Source organism: Agilicoccus flavus, from assembly GCF_014857905.1.
Taxonomy (GTDB): domain Bacteria; phylum Actinomycetota; class Actinomycetes; order Actinomycetales; family Dermatophilaceae; genus Agilicoccus; species Agilicoccus flavus.
This window is the reverse complement of sequence record NZ_JACYXE010000014.1, coordinates 54,328-69,884: the sequence shown is the minus strand read 5'-3', so window position 1 is coordinate 69,884 and position 15,557 is coordinate 54,328. Positions and strand designations below refer to the sequence as shown.

Genomic DNA, 15,557 nt, shown 5'->3' with positions numbered 1-15,557 from the left:
TCGTTCTGAGCGGCGACGTCGCGCGAGCTTGCAACTGTGCCCGAGCGGGACGAGCAGCACCAGCGGCCGGGGACATCCGGGGGAAACGTCTGCCCTGCGGACGGGTCGGCCAACGCTGCGGGGACGGCACGCGAGCTCGCGAGTGCACCCCACGCGGCCACCAGCACCAGCGCCGACGACGTGAGCTTGCGACTGCGCCGGACCGCGTCCTTCGGTACGAGCGGTCATGGCGCGGGCGCGTGACGCTCGCTCCCCCGATCCCGCACCCGTGAGCGGACCGCCACGCCCGCGGCGCCCTTGCCCGGGCGGCGTCGCGGCTCCGCACCTACCGTGTGGACCATGACCGACCCCGGAGCACCCGACAACAACGTCACCGACGGCACCGACGACGGCACCGACCCCGACCACGAGCAGACGCCCGCCGCGGCCGGTGGGCTCGACGACGAGGCGCCCGAACAGGGTGAGGGCGAGACGAACTCCTACTGATCCAGGCCCAGCGCCGACCGGTGGCCCTCCGACCCGCTCGATCGAGAGCACCCGAACAGCCCCACGCGAGCGCCGCGCCGACGTTCAGCCCGCCGAGGCGGAACTCGCGCCCTGGTTCGCCTTGAGTCGCGCCTTCTTCTGACGGTTCCCGCACGTGTTCATGTCGCACCAGCGCCGGGTGCGACTCTGGCTCGTGTCGAGGAAGGCGGCCCTGCAGGTCTCCGACGCGCACAGGGCCAGCCTCCCGTCGCGCTCCCCCGCGATGACGTCGATCGCGTCGGCCGCGATCACGCCGAGGGCGTCCTCCACGCAGGACGTGGAGCCGAGCGTCCAGCACCGCTCACCCGCGGGGGTCAGGGCGGCGGCGGCCCGGCCCCGGGCGCTGCAGTCGTTGATGACCCGGACCGCCGCCGCCGGCAGGCCCTCCCCGAGGGCGGCTGCCGTCGCGGCCGCGTGAATCGATTCCCGGAGCTCCCGAGCGTCATCGAGCTGCGCGGGCGTGCAGTTGTCCACCGCGAGGCCGTGCGCCTCCAACCAGTCCATGAGGCGTTGCGGCGTGGGGATGCGCTCCACCGCAGCACCGTGACGCTCGGTCAGGGTGCCCGTGAAGCTGGTCGCCAGCACGTTGCCGGCGCGGAAATCGGGGAACACCGCGCGCATGGAACCATCTTAGCCGGTTGCCGGACCGGAGCGGAGCTGCTAGAACCGTCTCAGCAGGTTCAGAACTGTCTGAGCCGGTTCACCTCACCGAGGAGGGCTCATGCTCACCACCCGGCCACGCGATGGGCGACCGCCTCACCGGACCCCCCGACGATGCGCCGCCCTTCCCGGCAGCCGGGTTCCGCTCTTGGTCGCCGTGGCCGTACGCATCCCGCCGCGCGCGCCGGCCGAGGGCGACTGATGGTCGACGTCGGCGTCCTGCCGGCCTTCGTCGCGGTGATCCTGCTCTTCCTCCTGCCACCGGGGCCCGACATGGCGTACATGATCGCCACCGGCCTCGCGGGTGGTCGCCGAGCCGCGGTGAGAGGCGTCCTCGGCATCGGCACCGGCATGGCCGTCTACGCCGTCGCGGTCGCGGTGGGAGTGGGGAGCGTGACCCGATCGCACCCGCTGATCCTCGACGGGGTCAAGGTCTGCGGCGCGCTCTACCTCGCGAGGCTGGCGTACGTCACCGTCCGGGACGCGGGTCGCCGCGGCGGCGATTCGAGCCCCCCGCCCACCGCTCGGCCCTACGTCCGGGGCGTCGTGGTGAGTCTGGCCAACCCGAAGCTCATCCTGGTCTTCCTGGCGGTCCTGCCGCAGTTCGTCGGGGACGCCCGCAGCCTCGGAGCGCAACTGGCGATGCTGGGCGCCGTCAACGTGCTGATGGAGGTCACGCTCTACGGGGGCATCGGTGTCCTGGCGGGCACCTTTCACACCCGCTTCCGCGGCTCCAGGTCGGCCGGCGTCGTTCTCGACTACGCGGCGGCCGCCGTGTACGCGGTGCTGGCGGGGGTGGTCGCGGTGGACTCGCTGGCAGCGGTCCTGCCCTGAGCCGACCCCCGCCCGGCCCGGTCACGGCCCGCCGTGGTCGTCGGCGGCGCGGGAGCGGAACAGGGCGCGCACGAGGACCCGGAGCGCGAGCACCATCCCGAAGAAGAGCAGCACGTAGCCGAGGAAGGCGTAGAGGCCGATCGTCGGGGTGAGGCGCGGCCCGACGTCGTTGACGAGCAGGAGGACCGCGCCGAGCGTCGCCGCGGCCGCGAGCACCGCGATCACGGCCTGGTCGACGAGCCCGGCGACGAAGGACCGGTCGTCAGGATGGGCGAAGACCCGCACCGACACCCCGAGGCGGCCGGACTCCACCTGGTCGAGGACCTTGCTCAGCCGGCGCGGCAGGCGCTGCAGCATCGGCAGCGCCGCCGCGGCCTGACGCTCGAGCGCCGCGCGCACGTGGGCGGGGTCGAGGCGGTCTCGGGCCAGGTCCCGCGCCGCGGCGCGCGCGCCGTCGACGAGGTCGAAGGTCGGGTCGACGAGGTCGAGCGTCCCCTCGAGGGCCGCGAGCGAGCGGAAGGCGGCCGCGAGCTGTGGGGGCACGCGGAAGCCGTACCGCAGGACGAGCGACAGCAGGTCGGTGAACGGCCCGGCGGCGCCCACCCCACCCGTGCGGCCACGGAACCGCACGAGCAGGGTGCCGAGATCGCGCTCCAGCGCCCGTTCGTCGAGCTCGTCGGGGCGCCCGAGGAGGTCCACCAGCGCGTCGGCCGCCGCAAGCGTGTCCTCGGAGTCCACCGCGGCGAGCAGGAACGCCAGGGTCGAGCGGGACACGTCGTCGAGCCGGCCCACCGACCCGAAGTCGAGCATGACGATCGAGCCGTCGTCGCACAGCATGAGGTTGCCGGGGTGCAGGTCGGCGTGGAAGACACCGCTGCCGAGAAGCTGGTGGAGCGCCTGCGCGAGGACCGATTCGGCGAGCGCGCGGCGCTGGTCGGCCGGCAAGGCGGCGAGCTCGGCCCGAGCCCGGGTCAGGGGCACGCCGTCGACCTCCGCCATGACGAGGAGCCGCTCGCCGGACAGGTCGGGGTACGTCGCGGGCACGGAGATGGCCGACCCCGCGGGCAGGGCCGCCGCGACCGCGCGCACGTTGTCGGCCTCGATCCGGTAGTCGAGCTCCTCGCGCAGGGAGGCGGCGAACCCCGCGGCGAGGGAGTCGAGCCCGATCGACCGAGCCCACGTGGTGCGACGCACGAGCCGCGCCGCGAGCCGGTCGAGGATGTCCAGATCGGCGAGGATCTGCGCGCGGGCCCCCGGGCGCTGGAGCTTGACGACCACGCGGGTGCCGTCCACGAGCCGCGCCCGGTGCACCTGGCCGACCGACGCGGCGGCGAGCGGGGTGGGCTCGACGTGCTCGAACACCTGCTCCGGCGGACGGCCCAGTTCCGCCGCGAGGACCGGCTCGAGGGCCTCCCAGGGTTCGGCGGCGACGTCGGAGTGCAGCGCGGAGAACTCGGCGACGAACTCGGGGGCCAGGAGGTCGGCCCGGGTCGCGAGGTTCTGGCCCAGCTTGACGAACGTGACCCCCGCGTCCTCCAGGGCGCGCCGCAGGGCCCGCGCCGTGCGGGCCCGTTCGCCGCCCCGCATCGCGCCGCCCCCGCGCAGGTAGCGGCCGAGCCCGTGCCGGAGGGTGATGGCGAAGATCGCCGCGTACCGGGCGAGGCGACGGCGCCGCGCCCCCCAACCCCGCACCCACCGGCCGGGTGGGGGGAGGGTGCCGGTGGGGAGCACCATCTCGAGGGCGACGAGGGCGAGCAGCCCGAGGGCGAAGGTCCACGCGACCGTGAGGGCGAGGAGCAGGACCACCGCCGCCTGGTCGGGGACGTCGAGGCGGCCGGGGTCGGGGAAGCCGGTCCGGGTCGAGACCACCTGCAGGGTGAGGTCGCCCACCGACACGACCACGACACCGACGAGGATCGCCCGCACCCACCCGACGTCCACCCCCAGCACCCGCCGGGCCATGACGGCGAGGGCGACGATCGTCAGACCCGCGAACACCGCGGTGAGCAGGGCGACCGAGAACCCCTCCATGTCTGGCCTCTTCTCGTCGCCGGCGGTGCATCTCCCCTCCGAGTGTGCCGGGCTCCGACGCCGACGGCACTCCCCGACCAGAACGCCGGCTCGCGGCGCGGCGGACGACTCGGTGCGTGGCCAGGTTCCACGCCTGCGACACGACCCGTCCATAGAGAACGGACAGGTTCGCTGCCGAGAGTGGTCGCAGACCGCACACCGCACGGAGGAGCCCGCCCCATGTCACCCATCCGCCGCTCGACCCCCACCTACGAGGGCCGCGTGCTGCCCCGCCCCGACGAGGAGGTCGTGGACCAGGGACTCGCGTTCGACCTCGGCACCCTCAGCCGGCGGCGCCTGCTGCAGGGCCTCGGGCTGGGAGCCGGCGCGGCCGTCCTGGCCGCCTGTGGCGCGTCCGGGTCGACGGCGTCCGGGAGCACGTCGGCGGCGAGCGCCTCGGGTGCGTCGACCGGTGAGATCCCCGACGAGACCGCCGGGCCGTACCCGGGCGACGGCTCGAACGGGCCCGACGTCCTCGAGCAGAGCGGCGTCGTCCGCAGCGACATCCGCTCCTCGTTCGGCACCTCGACGACGACCGCGCAGGGCGTGCCGATGACGCTCACCCTCACCCTGACGAACCTGGCGACGAACGCCCCCTACGCCGGCGCGGCCGTCTACGTGTGGCACGCGAACCGCGACGGCGAGTACTCGATGTACTCCGAGGGCATCACCGACGAGAACTACCTGCGCGGCGTGCAAGTGGCCGACGCGCAGGGCCGCGTGAGCTTCACGAGCGTGTTCCCCGCCTGCTACGACGGCCGCTGGCCGCACATCCACTTCGAGGTCTACCCCGACCAGGCCTCGATCACGGACGCGACGAAGGCCGTGGCGACCTCGCAGGTCGCGATCCCCCAGGCCACCGCCGACGCGGTCTACGCGACGAGCGGGTACGAACAGTCGGTGACGAACCTGTCGAAGGTGAGCCTGAGCGGCGACAACGTCTTCGGGGACGACGGCGGCGCGTCACAGACGCCCACCGTCACCGGCGACGTCACCTCCGGTTACGCCCTCGCGCTCGCCGTCAAGGTCGACCCGAACACCCGGCCGACCGGCGGGAACGCCCCGGCCGGCGGCCAGCCCCCGAGCCGCTGACCCTCGCCTCTCGCGGCGGGCCGTGTCTTCGGTCGGTGCCGCGACCGGCACGATCACGCCGGTGACGCCGGTCGTGCCGCGCCCCATGGCGCGCGCGACCTTCGATCGGCACGATCGTGCCTGTACCTTCGCCCTGAGCGGGCGGGGCCCGTCAGGAGCAGGCGTCGATCCGGTACTCGTCGCCGTACACGGACCAGGTCAGCGGCAGGGCGAGGTCCAGGTTGCCGTCGGCCAGCCAGCGGCGCTGGGCCTGCTCGACGCGGGAGGTGTCGGCGTGGGCGGTCTCCGCCGACATGGCCGCGACGCGGGCGTCGAGGAACGCGGTGAGATAGCGGCGTTCATCCCCGCCCTCGCTCGGCGGCTCCGCCGCCTCGACCGCCCGCGCGCGGATGCCGCCGAGGTCTCCGGTCAACTCTCCCGGGCCGTGCATGATCATCGCGTCGACGTAGGCGAACTGACCGAGCGGTCCGAGACCGTCGGCGCGGGCGCGTCGCACGGCCGGGACGACGTACAGGGCGTCGGCGCGCTCCCGCTGGACCTCCCCGAACGCCGGGTCGGCCGCGGCCTCCCGCCACGCGGCGACGAACCCCGGACCCAGCCCGGCCCGCGACGGAGTGCCCGCCACCGCCTCGAGCGCGGGCACGTACCTCGCCAGCGCGGCGTCACCCCGGCGGCTCACGTAGGCCCGGACCACGTCGAGCATGTCGTGCGTCTTCGACGTGAACCCGACGATGCCGCCGGTGTATCCGCGGTTCTCGGCCGGGTCGCCCTCGACGTCGTACTCGATGTAGCCGTACCGGCTCTCCCACACGAGCGTGCTGTTCTCGGCGGACGCGACGATCATCCGCGCGACGTCCGCTCGGACCGGGTCGGTGAGGTCGTCGCCCGCCGGCTCGGCGACGCACCGTCGCGCCACGTGACCCGTCGAGCCCGTCGACCTCGACGGCGTCGACCCGGCCGGATCGTCGCCGTCGGCGGACCCGCACGCCGCGCCCCCACCGAGCACGAGGACCGCGGCGAGCCACATCCCGACCGCCCGCCTCACGGGCGGCTCGGGGCCACCGACGGGGAGCCGTCCCGGGCCGGGCGGGGCACGATGCGCGCGGCCTCCCGGCCCGCGCCGACCCCGCGGCGTGGCCGCCGGGCGGCGAGGTCCTCGACCCAGCCGAACGCCAGGACCGCGACGCCGATGACGAGCCACGAGGTGCCGAACGCGACGGCGTGCGAGACCGGGTCACCGCCGGTCCACTGCGGCGCCCACCGGTCGAGCCCGATCAGCGCGAGGGTGATCGACAGGTTGCCCCACAGGTAGATCGTCAGGGCGCGCCGGTTGACGGCGGCGACGAACCGGTCGAGCAGCCGCACCCGCCACATCCAGGACATGTCGACGTACAGGCGCAGGAGCAGCAGCACGAACCCGAACCCGTAGAACGCGTCGGCCACGGGGATGTCGGAGATGTTGACGAGCCCCTCCGGCGTCGGGAAGCGCTGCGCCCACGTGTATCCGAACGCGAGGCACGCCCCTGCGAGCGCGGCGACCTTCCACAGCGCGAGGCGGCGGATGGCCCCGTCGTGGTGGGCAAACCCGAGCATCCAGCAGGCGGCGAAGGTGGCCACGTCGAGCAGGATGTCACCCACGGGGCCACCCCCGGTCTCGAGGACCCCGTTGGCGAGGGCGAGCACGAGGAGCAGCGGGAGGGCGACCATCCGCACCGGCCACCGGCGGTAGAGCCAGAGCAGGGCCGGCGACAGGAGCACCAGCCACAGGTACGTCGCGATGTACCACAGCGGCAGGTACCAGCTCTGCCCGAGCTCGCTGCTCGGCGGCGTGACGTAGGGGACGACCCACGCGAGCGCGGTGTCCCAGCCCAGGGGCGTCGCGTCCTCCGACGACGTCCACCCGAGCAGCACCATGGCGGGCAGCGTCACGGCGATGAACGCCCAGTACGAGGGCAGCAGCCGCCGCAGGCGCCGCCGGACCACCGTGCCGGCGCGGTGCGGGCTGCGGTCGAGGGAGGCGGCGACGAGCGACCCGGCGAGGGCGAACATGACGCCCATCGACGGGAACAGCAGCGGCAGCCACGCCCAGCCGAAGAGGTGGTAGGCGACGACGCGGACCAGGGCCAGGACGCGCAGCGAGTCGATGTAGCGGTCACGGCCGCGCAGCGCGTGCTCCCGGCGGACGTCGATCCGGGACGGGGCCTCGGCGGTCGTCCCGTCGTGCGGCGTCGCCTCGGGGCTCGCCTCCCGCCGTACCGCGTCGTCGGTCGCGGGCCGCTCCGGCGCGATGGTGGGCGCCGGGCCCACGACGACGGGGCCGGCGACCGGGTCGGCGGCACCGCGGCCGAACATCGTGCCGCGGCCGGACGTCGTACCGCGTCGCGGCGCCCGGAGTCCGACGGGCCGGTGGACGGTGGCGCTCATGCCCGCACCTCGCTGTCGTGGTCGGAGACGGTGGAGTCGCTGGACGGAGCCGTGACGGCGGGTCCGGCGTCGCCCGATGGGAGTACATGCACGCCGGCCCGGGGCCGGGGCACGGCGGTGGACCCGCCGTCCTCCTGCACGGTCCCGGTGCGGTCGAGCTTCTGCCAGCCCATGCGTCCGCCGATGATCGCCAGGTGTACGGACGTGTAGAGCAGGTAGGCGCGCAGCGGTTCGTGGACGATCCGGTAGAGCGGCACGGAGAGCAGGTGCGACCACCGCTCGCCCATGAGCCGGACGGTCAGGGCCGCCAGCGCGACGTGCAGCGCGAGGAAGAGGGCGAAGTAGCCGAGCAGCAGGCCCGGCCCCTCCTGCCGCACCGACACGTAGGCCATGACGGCGACGAACGGCAGGAAGAACAGCGGCAGCACGAGCGAGAGCACGTAGTTCGGCAGCACGTACCAGCCGAGGAAGCCGGTGCGTCGGCCGAAGAGGAGCCGGCGGTGCTTGAACGTGGCCTGCAGGGTGCCGAACGTCCACCGGCTGCGCTGCTTGAGCAGGTCGTCGACGGTCTCGGGGGCCTCGGTGTAGGCGACGGCGTGGTCCTCCTGCGTGAGCCGCCACCCGAGACGGTGCATGCTCAACGCGAGGTCGCAGTCCTCGGCGAGGGTGTCGGTCGAGTAGCCGCCGGCCGCGAGGATGGCCTCGCGGCGCCACGCGGCGCACGCGCCGGGGACGATCGAGATCGCGCCAAGCTGGTCCTGCGCCGCCCGGTCGAGCCCGATCTGCGTCACGTACTCGAGGGCCTGCCAGCGCGTGAGCAGGTTGGTCCGGCGGTTGCCGACGCGGACGGTGCCGGCGACGGCGCCGAGCGGGGCCCGGCCGGGGTCGGCGCGGCGGGCCTCGTCGTCGGCGTCGAAGTGCCGCACGAGGTTGCCGATCGTGCTGGGCGTGAGGATCGTGTCGGCGTCGAGGGTGACGACGATGTCGCCGACCGCGCGGGCGATGCCGCGGTTGAGGGCGGCCGACTTTCCGGCGTTCTCCTGCACGACTAGCTGGACGCGCGGGTCGGCGAGGCCGAGACGGGCGACGATCTCGGCGGTCCGGTCGCGCGAGCCGTCGTCGACGACGACGACCTCGTCGACGGGATGCTCGGAGTCGAGGATCGAGCGGACCGTCCGCTCGATGACGACCTCCTCGTCGAACGCGGCGAGCACGACCGAGGTCCGCGAGCCCGTCCCGCTCGGCCACACGACCCGGTCGCGTCGGCGCCGACGGATCAGGGCGAGAACCGCGTGGACCAGGCCCGTGCCCACCGAGCACAGCAGCGCGAACGCGAAGAGGACGATCATGAGGGTGCGCGGCCACGTGTGCACAACCGTCGCCCACGCGAGGACGGCGCGGTCGGCCGGGGTCGGGGTGACGGGCGTGTTCGCCGCCGCGACGGCGGGGACGGCCTGCGGCATCGTCGTGAACGTGTACCCGCGGGCACGCGCCTCGACGACGAGGCGCTCGACGTAGGCCACGCTGCGCTCGCGGTTCGGACCGCCGGCGTCGTGCAGGAGCACCGTGATGTGGTCCTGGTCGAAGTCGGGCAGCGGGATGTCGAGGACCGACTCGGACGGCCGGGCGTCGTGCTCCCAGTCGAGGGTGTCGAAGTCGTAGGACGCGTGGACGTAGCCGAGCCGCTGCGCCCGCAGCAGTCCGTCGACGGTGTGCCGCTCGAGGTCGGGGTCCGCGGCCGTGTACGGCATCCGCCAGATCGCGGCGTCGCGGCCGGTGAGCGCGCGCAGCACGCGGGCGGCGCCGACGACCTCCTCCTGCTCGCGCCAGTCGGGCTGGTGCGCGACGTCGGGGTGGGTCATCGTGTGCCCACCGACGGCGTGTCCCTCGCGCGCCATGCGCGTGACGATCTCGGGGTGGCGCACCGCGGCGCGGCCGATGACGAAGAACGTGGCGGGCACGTGGTGGCGGGCGAGCACGTCGAGGAGCTTGGGCGTGACGACCGGGTCGGGCCCGTCGTCGAAGGTGAGCGAGATGGTCTTGCGCCCCGTGGCCGCGTACCCGTAGCGCTGGATCGCGTAGCGGTGCCCGGTGACGCCCGCCGCCGTGACGCCGGGCAGCAGCCCGAGGTCGGCGCCGGTGAACGGCTCGACGCCGCGGACGCCCGCGCCCTCCGGCCGGAGCTCGACGACCCGCTCCAGCGGTCCGGCGCCGACGATCGGGGCGTCCGGCCCCACGTCGCGGATCGTCACGGTCGGCCGGTCGGACACCGACGTGGCCGCCGACGACGAGAACGCGTACGGCACCGCGAGTCCGAGCGCCGCGATCGCACCGACGGCGAGTGTGGCGACCGTGGCGCGGAACGCGCGGCGCCGCCGACCCCGCGGGTCGGCGAAGACTTCGTGGATCCCTGACCCCGACATGACGAGACGTGCCCCCCTGGTCCGCTGATCCGGACGGGCGAGCGCGCGCGCTCACCCCGGCGCGTCGCCCCCCAGCGTCCGCGCCTGTCCGGCCGTCCCCGAAAGGGACATCGACGACGATACGGGCGTCCAGTACGGTCGTCCAGGGCGGTTGTCCACATCGTATCAGCCCAGCTCAGGGGCGGTGCGAGAGTGGTTGGTCGGCCGATGTGGGTCACGTCGTGAGTCGCGTCGAGGGCCTCGGGACGGCGGTGATGCAGCCGCGGCCGGGGGCCGGTTCCATCCTTCGATGGATGCTGCGGCGCGGTCGGTGTCCGTAGCGTCACGGCCATGAACGCGGCGACGTCCACGACCGATCAGACCCCCGCGTCCGGCGACATCCCACTGCTGAGCCGCCACCTCCGGGAGGCGACGGCCCGGGTGCACGAGGAGGCCGAGCACTCGACGTTCATGGCCGACCTGCTCGGCGGGCGTTCGGGACGCGAGGCGTTCGTCGCCCTGACGGAGCAGCTGTGGTTCGTCTACTCGGCACTCGAGGAGACCGTCGACGCCCGCGCCGATCATCCGCTCCTCGCGCCCCTGCACGACCCGCGGCTCCGGCGCCGGGGCGCGCTCGAGCGTGACCTGCGCAGCCTGCGCGGCGACGCGTGGCGGGCCGGTCTCGCGGCCCGATCCGCGACCGGGGAGTACGCCCGCCGGATCCGCGACTGCGCCGACGAACCCGCCCGGCTCGTCGCGCACCACTACACGCGCTACCTCGGGGATCTGTCGGGCGGGCAGGTGATCCCCCCGCTCCTCGCGCGGCACTACGGCCTCACCGACGGTGTCGACTTCTACCGCTTCGACGGGATCGAGAAGACCAAGCCGTACAAGGACGCCTACCGCGCCGCCCTCGACGCCCTTCCGCTCGACGCGACCGGTCGCGAGGTCGCCGCCGCGGAGGCGGTCGAGGCGTTCCGGCTCAACACGGCGATGTTCGAGGAGCTCGGCCGGGCTGCCTGACGACCGTCATCGGGCCTCGCCGACGCGGATCGCGTCGCCGACGTGGACCTCGTCGCCGACGTGGACCTCGCCCGCCCGCGCGACGCTCGCGTAGACGGCGACGCACCCCTCCCGCCGGGCGGCGAGCGGCTTGAGCCAGTCGCCCTCGGCCGGCACCCCGACCTGCTCGACGTCGACCATGCGGCACCGGGGGACGCGCTCGACCACGTGGAGCGTCGCCGAGCCGACGGCGAGGTCACGCCCGACCCAGGTCTCCTCCTCGAAGGGGGCGTCGGTGGTCACCACGAGGTTGGGCCGCAGGCGCCGCGCGTCGGCGTCGATGCCGAACTCCCGCGTACACCACGCGAGCGTCGCCGTCCCGATGATCGACACGGCCTCCTGGTCGAAGTGGGGCGTCTGCGCCTCGGCGAGCACGCGCACCGCGGCGCCCATGACCTTCGAGAGGTGGCCGTCGAGCGCGGGATCGCCGGCGTCCCACGAGCCCGCGACGTCGGCGGCGTCTTCGACGACGACACGCTCGCGCTCGACGCGGGCGACGAACCCGAAGACGGCGTCGCGCCGCCGGAACCGCCGCGAGGTCTTCCCCGAGGCGAGCCGGCCCTCGTCGTCGACGACCGCGAACCGGCGGTCACCGAGCAGGCCCCTGTCGTCGATCGCCGCCGACGCGACGCGTTCCCCGCCCATCGACTTCACCGGATACCGCCACACCTGCTCGACGCTCGCCATCGCCCGAGCGTAGGCGTGGCCCGGTGCCGGGTCAGGCGCGGCGCGCGAACGCCGGGTCCTGGACGGCGCGCAGGCTCGCGACGGAGGCGTCGAACTTCGCCTGCTCGTCCTCGTCGAGGTCGAGTTCGAACACCTCGCGGATGCCGCGGCGGCCGATGCTCGCCGGCACCCCGATGTAGAGGTCCCCGTGCCCGTACTCGCCCTGGAGCAACGCCGACACGGGCAGTGTCACCTTCTGGTTGGACATGACGGCGCGGGTGATCCGGGCGAGCGCCATCCCGATGCCGTAGCTCGTCGAGCCCTTGGCGCCGATGATCTCGTAGGCCGCGTCCCGGGTCCGGACGAAGATGTCGTCGATGTCGACGCGGATCTCGGGGCGGGCGGCGATGCGGCGGGCGAGGGAGCGGCCCGCCACCGACGCCGCGCTCCACACGGGCAGCTCGGAGTCGCCGTGCTCGCCGATGACCATGGCGTGGACGTTCGTCGTCGCCACCTCGAAGTACCGGGCGAGGTTGAAGCGGAGACGTGCGGTGTCGAGCGAGGTTCCCGAACCGATGACCTGCGCCGACGGCAGGCCCGAGAAACGCCACGTCGCGTACGTGAGGACGTCGACGGGGTTGGTCGCGACGAGGAAGATCCCGTCGAAACCCGTGGCCATGACGCGGCCGACGATGTCCTCGAAGACGGCGAGGTTGGTCTGCAGGAGGTCGAGGCGGGTCTGCCCGGGCTTCTGCGCCACGCCCGCGCAGACGACGACCATCGCCGCGTCGGCGCACTCGGCGTAGTCGCCGAAGCTGACGCTCACGGGGTTGGGCGCCCACGCCTCCCCGTGGTTGAGGTCGAGCACGTCGGCCCGCGACCGGGTCTCGTCGAGGTCGATGAGCACCAGCTCGTCACAGATGCCCTGGTTGACGACCGCGAAGGCGTACGCGACCCCCACCGCACCGGTCCCGATGAGCACGACCTTGTTCTCCACGACGTACTTCATGCCTCCACCCTAGGCAGGGTCACGAGACGGGCCGGATCGGCGTGACCGCGGGCGTCACAGCAGGCGCGGCTCGACCCGGGCCTCCTCGACCTCGCCGCCGGCGCCGCGGGTGACGACGTAGGCGGCCGCGCCGGGCGTCTCGGAGACGGTGTCCTGTCACGTCGTGCCGCGGTAGACGATGCCGACGCCGTCGTCGGTGCAGTGCACCTACGACGCCGTCGTCGGTGCAGTGCACCTCGTCGAACACCCCGTCGGCCACGAGGGAGTGCACGAGCGGTCGCCGCCGCTCCTCGGTGTCGTAGTGCACCCCGTTGGCGTAGGGCAGGCTCGTCGGCGGGCATGGCCCCGACGGTAGCGGCCGGGGGCGCCGGCCCGTCAGCCGCGGAGGGCCTTGATGAGCTCGTCCTTGGTCATGGTGGACCGGCCGTGCACGTCGAGCTCGGCGGCCCGTTCGCGCAGGTCGTCCACGGTCCAGTCCTCGTAGCTCGGGCTGTGCCCGCCCTTGGCGCCGACCTTCTCCCGCGAGGAGTTCGCCGCGGCGTTGGAGATCGCCGCGGCCTTGGCCTTGCTGTTCCCCTGCTCCCGCAGCGCCTCGTACATCTCGGGGTCCTTGATGCTCGAGCTGTCGCTCTCGCGCTTCTTCTCGGCCATGGATCAAGCCTGACCGATCCGGGGCGGCCCGTGCCAGTCGAGCCGACAGCCACCTCCGGGGGGTCACAATGTCGGGATGCTGCGCGCTTCACACCGCTCCCGCATCCTCGCCATCGTCCAGGCCGGCGGCGAGGGGTCCCGGATGGACGTGCTCACGCGGGAGCGCGCCAAGCCCGCCCTGCCGTTCGCCGGCGAGTACCAGCTCATCGACTTCGCCCTCTCCGCCCTGTCGCACGGCGGCGTCTCCGACGTGTGGCTCGGCGTCCAGTACCAGGCGACGAGCCTCGCGCGGCACGTCGCGGGCGGCCGCCCCTGGGACCTCGACCGCACGCAGGGCGGCCTGCAGTGGCTCATGCCCGAGCAAGGCGGTGGCCCGGCGGCGCTCACGGGGTTCTCGGCCGGCAACGCCGACGACCTCGCCGGGCGCGCCGACGACATCCGACGGGCCGGCGCGGACGCCGTCGTCGTGCTCAGCGCCGATTCGGTGTTCTCGCTCGACGTGCGCGAGCTCGTGGACGCCCACCTCGACTCGGGCGCCTCCTGCACCGTCGTCACCGTCGAGGGGACGGCGGAGCAGGCGGCGGCCAAGGCCGCCCTCACGGTCGAGGACGGGGTCGTGACGCGCGTGGAGTACAAGGCCGAGAACCCGTCGAGCACGACCATCGCCGCCGAGATCTTCGTCTACGACCCGGCGGAGCTCGTCGAGGCGCTCGAGGAGCTGCGGCGGCGGCACAACGAGACGGCGCAGGACGAGGAGCACACGGGGCTCGGCGACTTCGGGGAGACGTTGCTCCCGCACCTCGTCGAGGGCGGCCGGGTCCACGCCTTCCCGATGCAGGGGTACTGGCGCGACATGGGCACCCCGGTGGACTACCTCGTGGGCCACCGCGACCTGCTCGACGGGCGCGTCGACGCCCTGGACCACCCCGACCGGCCGTCGTCAGCCGGTTCCCGAAGCTGCCGCCCGCCCGCGTGCGCGCCGGGGCCCTCGTCGAGGACGCGCTGCTCACCGCGGGCTGCGACGTGCGCGGGACGGTCCGGCGCGCCGTCCTCGGACCCGGCGTGGTCGTCGAGGCGGGCGCGATCGTCGAGGACAGCGTCGTCTTCGCCCACACCCGCGTCGAGGCCGAGGCGCACGTGGCCACGAGCGTGATCGACGCGTCGTGCGTCGTCGGGGCGGGCGCGCGCGTCGGCCGGTCGGCCCGGGGCGGCGACCTCACCGAGAGCGAGCTGACGCTCGTGGGCCGCGACGCCCACGTCGCCCCCGGGGCGGACCTGCCGGCGGGCAGTCGGCTGGAACCCGGCACACGGGCCTGAGCGATCGGGGGGTCGCGCGGCCCCCGGCGCGCCCGGCGGCGCGGCGAGCGTGAGGCGCACGCGACCCGCCCAGGCAGGAGAGACACATGACCACCTTCACCCCCGGCACGTACCTCGTCACCGGCGCGAGCGGCGGAATCGGGGCGGCCACGGTGCGCCGCCTCGTCGCCCAGGAGGGCCTCGAGGTCTTCGCGAGCGGGCGCGACCGCGACAAGCTCGCCGCGCTGGCGGAAGAGACCGGCGCCACCCCGCTGCCGTTCGACCTCACGAAGGACGACGAGGTGGCCCAGGCGGTCGGCGCCCACACGTGGACCGGCATCGTCAACTGCGGCGGCGACGGCGGCGAGATCGCGACCCCGCAGGACACCGACATGGACGTCTTCGACCGGGTCATGGCCATCAACGCCCGGGGGACCATGCTCGTGACGAAGTTCGCCGCGCCCGGGATGATCGAGGCCGGCCGCGGGGCCATCGTCAACGTTTCGAGTCAGGCGTCGCTCGTCGCGCTGCACGGCCACATCTCGTACGGCTCGTCGAAGGCCGCCGTCGACAACATCACCCGGGTGTCGGCGCTGGAGCTCGGTCCGCACGGCATCCGCGTCAACGCGGTCAACCCCACCGTCGTCATGACGCCCATGTCGGCCTGGTACTGGGACCGCCCCGAGACCGGCGGGGAGCTCATCCGCAAGATGCCGCTCGGGCGGTACGCCACCGAGGACGAGATCGCCGGGCCCATCTGCTTCCTCCTCTCGGAGGACGCGTCGATGATCTCCGGCGTCACGCTGCCCATCGACGGCGGATTCAGCATGCAGTGAACGACGGCCCGACTCGACCGATCGGTCCAC

Annotated in this window: 14 protein-coding genes and 1 pseudogene; 7 read left to right on the top strand and 8 right to left on the bottom strand. The window is 73.8% G+C overall.

Annotation, left to right across the window (positions count from 1 at the left end):
• Positions 1-339 precede the first annotated feature (339 nt).
• Positions 340-486 (top strand): hypothetical protein, encoded by a 147-nt coding sequence (locus tag ICW24_RS17355; RefSeq protein ID WP_226346987.1) that lies wholly within the window; start codon positions 340-342, stop codon positions 484-486.
• A gap of 84 nt (positions 487-570) precedes the next feature.
• Here ICW24_RS17355 and ICW24_RS17350 read toward each other — a convergent pair whose 3' ends face one another.
• On the bottom strand, positions 571-1,146 hold the full coding sequence (locus tag ICW24_RS17350) for a CGNR zinc finger domain-containing protein (protein WP_226346986.1): 576 nt from the start codon (positions 1,144-1,146) through the stop codon (positions 571-573).
• A 240-nt stretch (positions 1,147-1,386) separates the two neighbouring features.
• On the opposite strand from ICW24_RS17350, the gene ICW24_RS17345 reads away from it, so the two are divergent.
• On the top strand, positions 1,387-2,019 hold the full coding sequence (locus tag ICW24_RS17345) for a LysE family translocator (RefSeq protein ID WP_226346985.1): 633 nt from the start codon (positions 1,387-1,389) through the stop codon (positions 2,017-2,019).
• Positions 2,020-2,040: 21 nt separating this feature from the next.
• Here the strand turns inward: ICW24_RS17345 and ICW24_RS17340 are convergent, their stop codons facing one another.
• Complete coding sequence (locus tag ICW24_RS17340; protein WP_226346984.1) at positions 2,041-4,050, bottom strand: ABC1 kinase family protein; 2,010 nt, start codon at positions 4,048-4,050, stop codon at positions 2,041-2,043.
• Between the two features lie 219 nt (positions 4,051-4,269).
• On the opposite strand from ICW24_RS17340, the gene ICW24_RS17335 reads away from it, so the two are divergent.
• Complete coding sequence (locus ICW24_RS17335) at positions 4,270-5,181, top strand: dioxygenase family protein (protein ID WP_226346983.1); 912 nt, start codon at positions 4,270-4,272, stop codon at positions 5,179-5,181.
• 151 nt (positions 5,182-5,332) lie between these two features.
• Here the strand turns inward: ICW24_RS17335 and ICW24_RS17330 are convergent, their stop codons facing one another.
• The 3 genes from ICW24_RS17330 to ICW24_RS17320 are packed head-to-tail and all read right to left on the bottom strand — an operon-like array spanning position 5,333 to position 10,028.
• Entirely contained in the window at positions 5,333-6,226 is an 894-nt protein-coding gene (locus ICW24_RS17330; protein WP_226346982.1) for a chitosanase, read from the bottom strand.
• Positions 6,223-7,605, bottom strand: coding sequence for an acyltransferase family protein (locus ICW24_RS17325; RefSeq protein WP_226346981.1), 1,383 nt, complete (start codon positions 7,603-7,605; stop codon positions 6,223-6,225). Before ICW24_RS17325 ends, ICW24_RS17330 begins: the two co-directional genes overlap by 4 nt.
• On the bottom strand, positions 7,602-10,028 hold the full coding sequence (locus ICW24_RS17320) for a polysaccharide deacetylase family protein (protein WP_226346980.1): 2,427 nt from the start codon (positions 10,026-10,028) through the stop codon (positions 7,602-7,604). Before ICW24_RS17320 ends, ICW24_RS17325 begins: the two co-directional genes overlap by 4 nt.
• 330 nt (positions 10,029-10,358) lie before the next feature.
• Here ICW24_RS17320 and ICW24_RS17315 point away from each other — a divergent pair, with 330 nt between their 5' ends.
• Entirely contained in the window at positions 10,359-11,030 is a 672-nt protein-coding gene (locus ICW24_RS17315; protein ID WP_226346979.1) for a biliverdin-producing heme oxygenase, read from the top strand.
• A 6-nt stretch (positions 11,031-11,036) separates the two neighbouring features.
• Here the strand turns inward: ICW24_RS17315 and ICW24_RS17310 are convergent, their stop codons facing one another.
• The 3 genes from ICW24_RS17310 to ICW24_RS17300 all read right to left on the bottom strand — a co-directional run bounded on the left by ICW24_RS17310 (position 11,037) and on the right by ICW24_RS17300 (position 13,395).
• Positions 11,037-11,756: an MOSC domain-containing protein gene (locus ICW24_RS17310; RefSeq protein ID WP_226346978.1), complete on the bottom strand. Its 720-nt coding sequence runs from the start codon at positions 11,754-11,756 to the stop codon at positions 11,037-11,039.
• Between the two features lie 31 nt (positions 11,757-11,787).
• Positions 11,788-12,744, bottom strand: a complete 957-nt coding sequence (locus ICW24_RS17305; RefSeq protein ID WP_226346977.1) for an L-lactate dehydrogenase — start codon at positions 12,742-12,744, stop codon at positions 11,788-11,790.
• 375 nt (positions 12,745-13,119) lie between these two features.
• Positions 13,120-13,395, bottom strand: coding sequence for a DUF7218 family protein (locus ICW24_RS17300; RefSeq protein WP_226346976.1), 276 nt, complete (start codon positions 13,393-13,395; stop codon positions 13,120-13,122).
• Positions 13,396-13,471: 76 nt separating this feature from the next.
• Between ICW24_RS17300 and ICW24_RS17295 the strand changes: the two are divergent.
• From ICW24_RS17295 to ICW24_RS17285, 3 genes and pseudogenes are all read left to right on the top strand, one after another.
• Positions 13,472-14,281 (top strand): annotated as a pseudogene (locus tag ICW24_RS17295) (sugar phosphate nucleotidyltransferase); the annotation flags it as partial.
• An 86-nt stretch (positions 14,282-14,367) separates the two neighbouring features.
• Positions 14,368-14,712: a GlgC family sugar phosphate nucleotidyltransferase gene (locus tag ICW24_RS20005; RefSeq protein WP_443588051.1), complete on the top strand. Its 345-nt coding sequence runs from the start codon at positions 14,368-14,370 to the stop codon at positions 14,710-14,712.
• A gap of 86 nt (positions 14,713-14,798) precedes the next feature.
• Positions 14,799-15,527, top strand: coding sequence for an SDR family oxidoreductase (locus tag ICW24_RS17285; protein ID WP_226346973.1), 729 nt, complete (start codon positions 14,799-14,801; stop codon positions 15,525-15,527).
• Positions 15,528-15,557 lie beyond the last annotated feature (30 nt).

What these genes read in the sequence shown, in the direction of transcription:
- ICW24_RS17335 (WP_226346983.1), top strand. Translation starts at nt 4,270, where the DNA reads ATGTCACCCATCCGCCGCTCGACCCCCACCTACGAGGGCCGCGTGCTG.
- ICW24_RS17305 (WP_226346977.1), bottom strand. Translation starts at nt 12,744, where the DNA reads ATGAAGTACGTCGTGGAGAACAAGGTCGTGCTCATCGGGACCGGTGCG.
- ICW24_RS17320 (WP_226346980.1), bottom strand. Translation starts at nt 10,028, where the DNA reads ATGTCGGGGTCAGGGATCCACGAAGTCTTCGCCGACCCGCGGGGTCGG.
- ICW24_RS17345 (WP_226346985.1), top strand. Translation starts at nt 1,387, where the DNA reads ATGGTCGACGTCGGCGTCCTGCCGGCCTTCGTCGCGGTGATCCTGCTC.
- ICW24_RS17315 (WP_226346979.1), top strand. Translation starts at nt 10,359, where the DNA reads ATGAACGCGGCGACGTCCACGACCGATCAGACCCCCGCGTCCGGCGAC.
- ICW24_RS17310 (WP_226346978.1), bottom strand. Translation starts at nt 11,756, where the DNA reads ATGGCGAGCGTCGAGCAGGTGTGGCGGTATCCGGTGAAGTCGATGGGC.
- ICW24_RS17350 (WP_226346986.1), bottom strand. Translation starts at nt 1,146, where the DNA reads ATGCGCGCGGTGTTCCCCGATTTCCGCGCCGGCAACGTGCTGGCGACC.
- ICW24_RS17325 (WP_226346981.1), bottom strand. Translation starts at nt 7,605, where the DNA reads ATGAGCGCCACCGTCCACCGGCCCGTCGGACTCCGGGCGCCGCGACGC.
- ICW24_RS17340 (WP_226346984.1), bottom strand. Translation starts at nt 4,050, where the DNA reads ATGGAGGGGTTCTCGGTCGCCCTGCTCACCGCGGTGTTCGCGGGTCTG.
- ICW24_RS17285 (WP_226346973.1), top strand. Translation starts at nt 14,799, where the DNA reads ATGACCACCTTCACCCCCGGCACGTACCTCGTCACCGGCGCGAGCGGC.
- ICW24_RS17300 (WP_226346976.1), bottom strand. Translation starts at nt 13,395, where the DNA reads ATGGCCGAGAAGAAGCGCGAGAGCGACAGCTCGAGCATCAAGGACCCC.
- ICW24_RS17355 (WP_226346987.1), top strand. Translation starts at nt 340, where the DNA reads ATGACCGACCCCGGAGCACCCGACAACAACGTCACCGACGGCACCGAC.